Here is an 8676-nt window from a genome sequence, read left to right as displayed (position 1 = left end):
TGACTTGTCATTGCGAGGAGCGAACGTGACCTTAGCACCCCTTCCATCCTTCACCGCGACGAAGCAATCTCCGCCCCGATCTCTCTCACTCGCTGTAGTGCCGACTTCAGTCGGCAAACTCCTCCCACCGTTGCGGCAGGTCTTGATCCCGCGCTCCTCTGCCGTCGCGGTCTCCTCGGTACTCTCCCGCACGGGATTGTAACCTGCCGCTTCTTCACTTGATCTCAGAATCTACGACCAACCTGGATTCCCGCCTCCGCGGAGATGACGCTCACTCCCCTCTCCTCCTGGGAGAGGGGTCGGGGGTGAGGGCGCAACCCCTTCCCAATGAACACCTTGAAAAAAATCTCCACCCCAATCCCCCGACTCCACAAATCCCTAACCCCTTGATTCACAACATCCGCACCCACTACACACACGCGACTTTCACTACAACATCACTCCAAAAATCAGACCGTACCCCTTAGTAGAGGCCCTGATGTCGCCAGCGCCGCCCCGATCGTCTCGATGTTCGTTCACTAAGCCGTCGGTTGATGACGTCCAAGCAACCGCCGGTCACCGAGTCCCGGGTTTCGTGACTCAAAGAGATGATTCCCGAGGCCGCGCGCTTGAGGCAGCTCTCAAACCGCATCACGGTAATGCCTGATCCGGATTGGGCGCTCTCAATCTTTATGAGAGCAGAACATATGTAACAAGCACAAACAACGGAGGAACTTCGAAACCACCCCGACTTTGATCATTTCCGCAATCAGCGATCCTTCGGCAACACCTCCATGATGCGCCGCCCGTGCACGCAGTCGTCGATCAGCCGCGCCAGTCGCCGTTGCCGTGTCTCGTCTTTCTTGGCGCTGATCACCCAAAAACTCGCCGTGCGCTGATACCACGGCGGTTGTGCCTGCCAGTACGCCCATGCCATCGGCTCGGCCTTGATCGCCTTGACGACGTCGGCATCGACGACGCGTTCCTTCTTCTCGTACGAGTAATCGCGTTTCTTCGCCTGGCCCGCGTTAAAGGCCTTCAGCCCCGCTGGCTGCATCAAGCCGCACTGCTTCAACTCCCGCACGCGCTGAATATTGACCTTGCTCCAATTGCTCCCCGGCCGCCGCGGCGTAAAACGAATCTTGTAGCAATGCTCATCGATGCTCTTGCGGATCCCATCGATCCACCCGAAACACAGCGCCTCATCGACCGACTGCTTCCACGTGATGCTCGGCTTACCCGAGCCCACCTTATGGAATCCGACCCAAAGTTCATCCACGCTCGCATGATTCTTCGCCAGCCACTTACGGAAATCGCTTTGGGTCTTGAAATACTTGATCTCGTCCATGCGCCAAAAATACCTATCGCTGCCGCCTCTGACAAGCGCAACGCCGCCACATCGAGTGCGATTGCGACTTGACAAACTTGGAGTTTTTGCGTAACATTTGATCGTCAGAATCGACAAACACATTTCTGCAAACTCTTGAAGTCAGGTAATCACTCTACTCCTTCTTGCTAACGCTTTAGACTCGCTTTACCCAGATCCTACAGGAGGTAAAATGTCTAACCGTTGCAGTTCCTTTGTCTTTCGATTTCGCGGCGCAGTCGCTGGTTTGGCGGTGCCGATGCTCTTACCGCTCTTCGGATTGAATTCCGCGGTCATCGCACAATCGCCGGAGACCAACACGCTGATTAGCATGACGGTTCAGCGCAACCTGCATCCAGGCGGGTTGGCTACGATCGACATCAATCTCGATCGCTACGGCGCGGGACCCGCTTTCGCGGGATTCAAATTCCTGATCAATTACGATACGCAGTTGTTGACTTTGGTCGGAGCGGCACCCGGGGCGCTGATCGACAGCAGTGCCTGGGAGTACTTCAGTTATCAGACCGACGGCTTGGCTCCGGAAGTGGTTTGCGTCCGCCTAACCGCGATTGCCGATCTGCCCGGCAACGGCGACCAGCCGTCATCATACTTGGCCGGCAGGTCAGGAACCCTCGCTCGGCTGCAATTTCTCGCCGCGTCCGACACGGCTTACGATTGCTACTTCTTCCCGGTCAACTTCTACTGGAATGACTGTGCCGACAATTCCGTCTCGTCGTTGGCCGGCGATTCGCTCTATGTTGTCAAGGACGCCAAGGATTATTACTACTGGTCAACGTCGGTGCCGCCCACGAGTCTGCCTTCAGTTTACGGTCTCCCGGATTCCTGTCTCGCCGGACCGATCGCCGGAGCGACTCCCGGCCGCCAGCTCAGTTTTCGGCACGGCGGCGTTGATTTTGCTTGCTCCGACACTGTCGATCAGCGCGGTGATATGAATCTGAACGGAATCGCCAACGAGATCGCCGATTATAACATCTATTTGAATTACTTGCTCGAAGGCTTTGCGGCTCTCAATCCCGATCCGATCTTCCGTTTGGCGCAAATCGCTGCCAGTGATGTTAACGCCGACGGCGCGACACTGACCTTTAGGGATTTCGTCTACTTGTACCGCGTTGTGATCGGGGACGCCGTGCCTTTTCCCAAGCCCCGGCCGCTGACTCCGACTGCCGCCTTTACTCAGAACACGACTTCGAACTACGTTCGCGTCGACTTTCCCGGGGCGTTGGCCGGTGCTCGGCTGGTGTTTGACGGGGAGATCGCGCCAACTTTCTTCGTGCCCGCCGAAGATTCATTCGCAAATCACGTAGTTTTTGACGGCGTAAACACTCGCATCGTCATGGAGCCGCGCTCGACCATCAGCCATCCCTCCGGAATCTGGTTCACCTATATTGGCCCCGGCCAACTCAACTCGGTCGTGACCGCGGACTGGTTTGATTCCGAGATTCCGTGCCAAATCTTCGTGACGGCTGGTGCCGGCGCCTGCGGGGATGGCAACGGCGATGGTCAGACCAGCATCAGCGATGCCGTGCTCATCATTAGCTACATCTTCGCTGAAGGTCACTCGCCTTTCGACGTGCGCGGTGGCGATGTTGATTGCGACGCGCTCGTCACGATCAGCGACGCAGTGTATCTGGTGAACTACATCTTTGCCGGCGGCCCGGCGCCCTGCGGCAACTGCCCTTAACCGCATTATGTTGCGGCCAGCCCCGACATCACGGGGCCGGCCACTTGCAGTGCCTGCCGCCGGAACGAATCGCTTGCGCCACGCAGTGTGACACCTTCTATTTCCCATGCGCAACCTCGCCGCGCCCCGTTCGTACATCAGGAAACGATGATTTTGTGTAAGGAGTTACCGATGAAATCGCCGATTCAAGTTCACTGCCGCGAGCTCGCGATTCTGACGCTGGTTCTGGCGGCACTCAGCTTCAGCGTAGCCGCCGCGCAAACCGACACAGCTCTCACACCAACCGAACAAATCCAGCACGATGCCGCGGCCATGCAGCCACTCGTTAAGAGCGCCATCGCCAGGAACCTGCTGGTCGGTTACAGCACCTTGCCCGCGATCGCTTCTCCGCGCGTCGTGTACTACAATCGTGCCAAGCGAGATGCGCTCACCGAAGCGCAATTCACGGCTCAGGGCCTCGACACCACTTCCGGCTATCTGCGGCGCGAGTTCGGCGAGGACTTCTACTACTTCACGATGTACGGCACGCCGGTCGCCTTTTCCCGCGCCCTCGATCTTGTCGGTCGGGCCGGTCTTGAGTCGCTCGAGGGCGGCCGCATCTGCGAATTTGGCTTCGGCTCGATCGGTCAATTGCGCGCGCTCGCATCCTGCGGTGCCGAAGTTCATGGCATCGAGGTCGAACCGCTGCTGCGCGCCCTCTATAGCGCGCCCAGCGACACCGGTGCGGTTGCCCCCGTCGGCAAGTCCGCATCGGGCCGCGTCAATCTGTACTTCGGCTCGTTTCCAACCGACACCGGAATGACGCGCGCGCTCGGAGGCGGCTACGATCTGTTCATCTCCAAGAACACCCTCAAGCGCGGGTACATCCATCCCGAGAAAGAAGTTGATCCGCGCATGCTGGTGCATCTCGGCGTTGATGACTCCACCTTTGTCCAGCGCGTCTACGATTTGCTCAAGCCGGGCGGCTTCTTCATGATTTACAATCTCCATCCGAAGTACACGCCCCCCGATGCCGAGAAATACATCCCGTGGTCGGATGGCCGCTCACCCTTTGACCGGGGGCTCTACGAGAAGATCGGTTTCAAGGTGCTCGCGTTCGATATCAACGACACCGAATTCGCGCATACTATGGCCAAAGCCTTGGGCTGGGACACGCAGATGAATCTCGCCACCGATCTGTTCGGCATGTACACGCTCCTGCAACGACCGTGATCGTCCATCGGCAGGGAAATCCGGCGAACTTTGTGACGGGAAATCCGTAACTTCTTACTAAACTTAATCGATCCATGTTAGGAGAAGTGGTGATGCGTTTCTCATTCGATCCCCAATTTGACTGGCAGCGCCGGGCGCTCTTGCGCTCGACGGCCGCCGGCGGTGCAATCATTCTGGCCGGCGGTTCGGGGGCATTGCTTGCGCAAACCATCCCGGCGGATACGACTGCCACAACCAAGAAGCCGAAAGTCGACAAGGGGCCGCAAATCGAGGCCACGCTGGTCAAGGAGTTCGTTACGGTTGCTCATGGCAATCTGGATGCCGTCAAGCAGCTTCTGGCCTTCCAGCCGGCACTGCTCAACTCCGTTTGGGACTGGGGCGGCGGCGACTATGAAAGCGGGATCGAGGGCGCCTCGCACGTCGGTAATCGCGAAATCGCACTCTATCTGCTCGAGCAAGGCGCGCGGCCGACGATGTTCATGGCGGCGATGCTCGGGCATCTGGAAATCGTGAAGAATTTTCTGACGGCCTATCCGGCGTTGATCAACTGCAAGGGACCGCACGGCCTGTCGCTGATTCATCATGCGCGCAAGGGCGGCGAGCCGGCACAACCAGTACTGGCGTACTTGGAATCGTTGGGAGCCATGTAGGTTCGTGGGTCAGGATCCCCGCGATCCTGACGCTACGCTCGGTGCATCCGTTGGTAGGTCAGGATCCCTGCGATCCTGACGCCGCACTCGGTGTATCCGCTGGCAGGTCAGGATCCCTGCGATCCTGACGCTGCACTCGGTGCATCCGCTTGTAGGTCAGGATCCCTGCGATCCTGACGCTGACCTGCGCCATTCGCCGATGTGAATTCCCTCGCAAAGCTCTCAGGGTGTTATATCCCTCGTCGCCCGCTCGCATAAGATTTGCCACTGTTCCACCATGCGCCCGCAATGGGTCATTGCGAGGAGCGAACGTGACCTTAGCACTCCCTCCATCCTCCACTGCGACGAAGCAGTGTCCACCCGAATCTCTCTCACCCCCTGTGGTGCCGACTTCAGTCGGCAAACTCCTCCCGTCGCTGCGGCAGGTCTTGATCCCGCGCGCCTCTGTCGTCGCGATCTCCTCGGTACTCTTTCGCGCGGGGTTGTGACCTGCCGCTTTTCTGCTTGCTCTCAGCAACTCCAGCCAACCTGGATTCCCGCCTCCGCGGGAATGACACTATCTCCCCTCTCCTCCTGGGAGAGGGGCCGGGGGTGAGGGCGCACGCCTCCCGCGTCGGCACACACCCTCGATCTCCGACTTTCCACCGCCAGAGTTAGCAAAGAGGGCTTAGGGGGTTGTATTCTTTCCTCGCCGCGTCCTGTGTATCCACACCTGAAGAACCAGCCCCTCATCTCGCCACCACTAAACAAAAAACGGACAGCCCTTCAAGCCGTCCGTTCATAACTCCGTCGCTGCGACGATCTACTTCAGCAGCTTCGCCGTCAACTTGATCTCCGTCGCGGCCAGCGCTTTCGAAATCGGACAGCCGGTCTTGGAGGCGGCGGCGATTTCCTGAAACTTGGCCTCGTCGATCTTCGGCACACGCGCTTCGCACTCCAGATCGATCAGCGTGATCTTGAAGCCGTCGCCGACTTTCTCGAAGTGGACATTGGCAGTGGTGCTGACCTGGTCGGGCACAAAGCCGCTGTTGGCGAGCCCGGCCGAGAACGCCATCGAGAAACATCCCGCGTGCGCCGCGCCGATCAGTTCCTCCGGATTGGTACCGGTACCCGACTCGAAACGCGAGCTGAACGAATACGGCGTGTTATTGAGCACGTGTGTCTCGGTCGAGACTGTCCCTTTGCCGCTCTTGAGATCGCCCTTCCAGATGGCGGATGCTTTACGAATCACGAAAATCTCCTCTTCTTGAAAATGGATTCTTTCATATTCTCTTGTATTACGGCACAAAACTCGCGACGATTGGCAGAGATCACCGCAATTCGTTCAAGGAGGAATGCCATGAGCCGGATCATTCTTTGCGCCGCTTTGTTGCTGGCGCTGTGGGGCTGTCAGAAGAAATCCGAGACCACCGAGCAACCCGCGCAGTCGGCGCCCGCGCAGACCACCGCCGCGACTGCTTCGATCACCGACAGGACCTGGGTTCTGACCGAACTGGCCGGCGCCGTCATTGTGCCCGATGTCGCGCAGCCGATATTCATCAAGCTCGGCGCGGATGACACCAGCCTGACCGGCAATACGGGCTGCAATCAACTATCGGGGATCTTCATGCACAGTGCCGACACTTTGGTCTTTGCGCACATGGCGACGACCAAGATGGCGTGCGCGGGCGCGATGGAGCGCGAGACGCAGTTTCTCGCGGCGCTGGAGGCCGCCGTCACCTTCCATTTGCGCAATGGCGACCTCGAACTCTGCGACGCCTCCGGCAATGTCATCGTCAAATTCGCGGGGAAATAGCCCGGCCCTGGATCACAGCGTCGGGGCGGTGCTCGTCCCCGCCCGCTGCTCCCGCGCGGTCAGGAATGGCGGCGCCGGGATACATCGCGCGGTCAGGAATCCCTTCCTGACCGCACCGCTGCCGATGGATGCTCTTGTACACCGTAGGGGCCGGGTTTGCCTGCCGGTGATGATGGTCGTGGAGTAATGGGGGCACGCAGACCAGGCACCAACTTCCGGAGACACGTCTTTTTCGTGAAGATCTGTAGATCGTCAGCAGTATGTGATTCGGAACTACGAACTCACTTTGCGCACGGCCTTGAGCCTTCTAATCAAGGCAACTATGCCTATGATCGACGCGATTACTGTGGCCACCCCCGAGCCTATGAGAACAAAGAAGATCCAGCCCAATCCAGGTCCATCGTCCGATCTTGGCCAGACCGTTATGGCCATGAAGGCTGGAATGATTAGAAGACCATGCATCGTGACAATCGTTCGTACTCTTTGCCGTCGCGGCTGATCCAACAACAATTCCCGTGCTGAGAGAATTATGCATCCAAGAGCGCATGCGACAAAGGGTATAGTGAAGCCATAGAAATCATTTGGGAGAAGCCATCTCAGATATCCGCCAATTAACAAGCTGAAGAACAGAAGAAAAGCGGACCAGATCATTACGATGAACAACGATGCTTTCATTGGCTTGCCGCGTCTAAACTAATGTCCTTGCACGCCGTCAGCAAGGACTTCCCCATGAGGTCCACCCAGCAACTCAACTGCAGTGCCACAAAGGGTGGGGCATCTGCTCCAGATGTCAGGTTGCAGGTCGGGTGCCATATTCCGCGGCCAGCAGGCTGTAGAGGAGGTCATCATAGAGGACGCCGTTGTACCAGTGATGTTGGCGCAAGCGACCTTCAAGCTGGAATCCGAAATGCTCCAGCAGCGCGAGCGACGGCTGATTAAAGGCGCCGGTCTGCGCGGTGACCTTGTTGATATTCTCCTGCTCAAAGAGGTAGGGCAGGATCAGTGCCAGCGCCTCGCGCGTGAAACCCTGTCGACGATACGGCGGGCCGATCATGTAACCGACTTCGATCGAGTGATTGCGCTCGTTGAGATTGAACAGCGTCAGGCGGCCGAGGAATTCGTCATCGTTGCGCCGGCGCACCGCCAGGAAAATGACGTCGCGCTTTTCGAAGTGTTCTTTGACGTGCTCGACCACCTGCTCGATTGGCTTCCTGGTGAACGGCCGACAAGTGGTCATCTCCGGATTCGATTCCCAGTACCAGGTGTACCAAAGCGGGATATCATCGGCGATCATGTCGCGTACGATGACGCGCGGTCCAATCAGGTTGATGGGTTGCATGGATGAAGAAAGCGATTTTCGCCGATTGTACGCAAGGGAAGAGTTCGCCGACGATTCCACGACCGCCGCAGTTAAGTCCTTGACACTCCCCGCCGGGTCGCCATGATTGACCCATGCTTCCCGAATCCTTCGCGATTGTCGGCGCGATCATCGGCTCGGTCGGCGGCTTGTATTACCTCTACGACACCGTCGTCGGCAAAGCCCAGCCCAACCGCATTACGTGGTTGCTGTGGGGAATCTTCCCGCTGATCATCTTTGTGGCGCAGCGCGCGCAAGGCGTAGAGAGCATTTCCTGGACATCGTTTGTAGCGGGGTTTTTGCCGTTGCTGATTTTCGCCGCGTCCTACTTCAACAAGAAAGCCTACTGGAAAAGCAACCCGCGCGATTACTACCTGATGGCGGCGGCGGTCATCGGAATCATCCTCTGGGCGATTACCGACAATCCGAATCTGGCGCTGCTGCTTGCGCTGCTGGCGGATATTCTGGCGGCCATACCGACGCTGATCAAGTCGTGCACGCATCCGCACTCCGAAAGTTGGATTGGCTATGCGATCAGCGCCGTCGGATTCGGAATTGGTTTGTTGTCGGTGCAGAATTACAACTTCGAGAACACCACTTTCGTCGCCTACGTGT

8 protein-coding genes are annotated in these 8676 nt (G+C 58.1%); 5 read left to right on the top strand and 3 right to left on the bottom strand.

Going from position 1 to position 8676, the window contains the following annotated elements; genetic code table 11:
- Positions 1 to 748: 748 nt before the first annotated feature.
- The gene (locus IT585_02175) at positions 749 to 1327 is read right to left on the bottom strand and encodes a YdeI/OmpD-associated family protein (protein ID MCC6962037.1); all 579 of its coding nucleotides are present in this window, start codon (positions 1325 to 1327) and stop codon (positions 749 to 751) included.
- A 211-nt stretch (positions 1328 to 1538) separates the two neighbouring features.
- Here IT585_02175 and IT585_02170 point away from each other — a divergent pair, with 211 nt between their 5' ends.
- From IT585_02170 to IT585_02160, 3 genes are all read left to right on the top strand, one after another.
- Entirely contained in the window at positions 1539 to 3047 is a 1509-nt protein-coding gene (locus IT585_02170) for a hypothetical protein (protein ID MCC6962036.1), read from the top strand.
- Positions 3048 to 3218: 171 nt separating this feature from the next.
- A complete protein-coding gene (locus IT585_02165; GenBank protein MCC6962035.1) occupies positions 3219 to 4259 on the top strand; it encodes a hypothetical protein in 1041 nt (346 codons plus the stop codon).
- A gap of 266 nt (positions 4260 to 4525) precedes the next feature.
- A complete protein-coding gene (locus tag IT585_02160; GenBank protein MCC6962034.1) occupies positions 4526 to 4909 on the top strand; it encodes an ankyrin repeat domain-containing protein in 384 nt (127 codons plus the stop codon).
- A gap of 802 nt (positions 4910 to 5711) precedes the next feature.
- Here the strand turns inward: IT585_02160 and IT585_02155 are convergent.
- The gene (locus IT585_02155) at positions 5712 to 6146 is read right to left on the bottom strand and encodes an OsmC family protein (protein ID MCC6962033.1); all 435 of its coding nucleotides are present in this window, start codon (positions 6144 to 6146) and stop codon (positions 5712 to 5714) included.
- Between the two features lie 102 nt (positions 6147 to 6248).
- On the opposite strand from IT585_02155, the gene IT585_02150 reads away from it, so the two are divergent.
- Positions 6249 to 6704: an META domain-containing protein gene (locus IT585_02150; protein MCC6962032.1), complete on the top strand. Its 456-nt coding sequence runs from the start codon at positions 6249 to 6251 to the stop codon at positions 6702 to 6704.
- A 790-nt stretch (positions 6705 to 7494) separates the two neighbouring features.
- Here the strand turns inward: IT585_02150 and IT585_02145 are convergent.
- On the bottom strand, positions 7495 to 8043 hold the full coding sequence (locus IT585_02145) for a GNAT family N-acetyltransferase (protein ID MCC6962031.1): 549 nt from the start codon (positions 8041 to 8043) through the stop codon (positions 7495 to 7497).
- A 113-nt stretch (positions 8044 to 8156) separates the two neighbouring features.
- Here IT585_02145 and IT585_02140 point away from each other — a divergent pair.
- Positions 8157 to 8676 (top strand): hypothetical protein (locus tag IT585_02140; GenBank protein MCC6962030.1); only part of this gene is annotated, 520 nt, incomplete at its 3' end.

Source organism: Candidatus Zixiibacteriota bacterium (assembly GCA_020853795.1).
GTDB lineage: Bacteria > Zixibacteria > MSB-5A5 > CAIYYT01 > CAIYYT01 > JADJGC01.
This window is presented reverse-complemented; position numbering and strand designations above follow the sequence as displayed.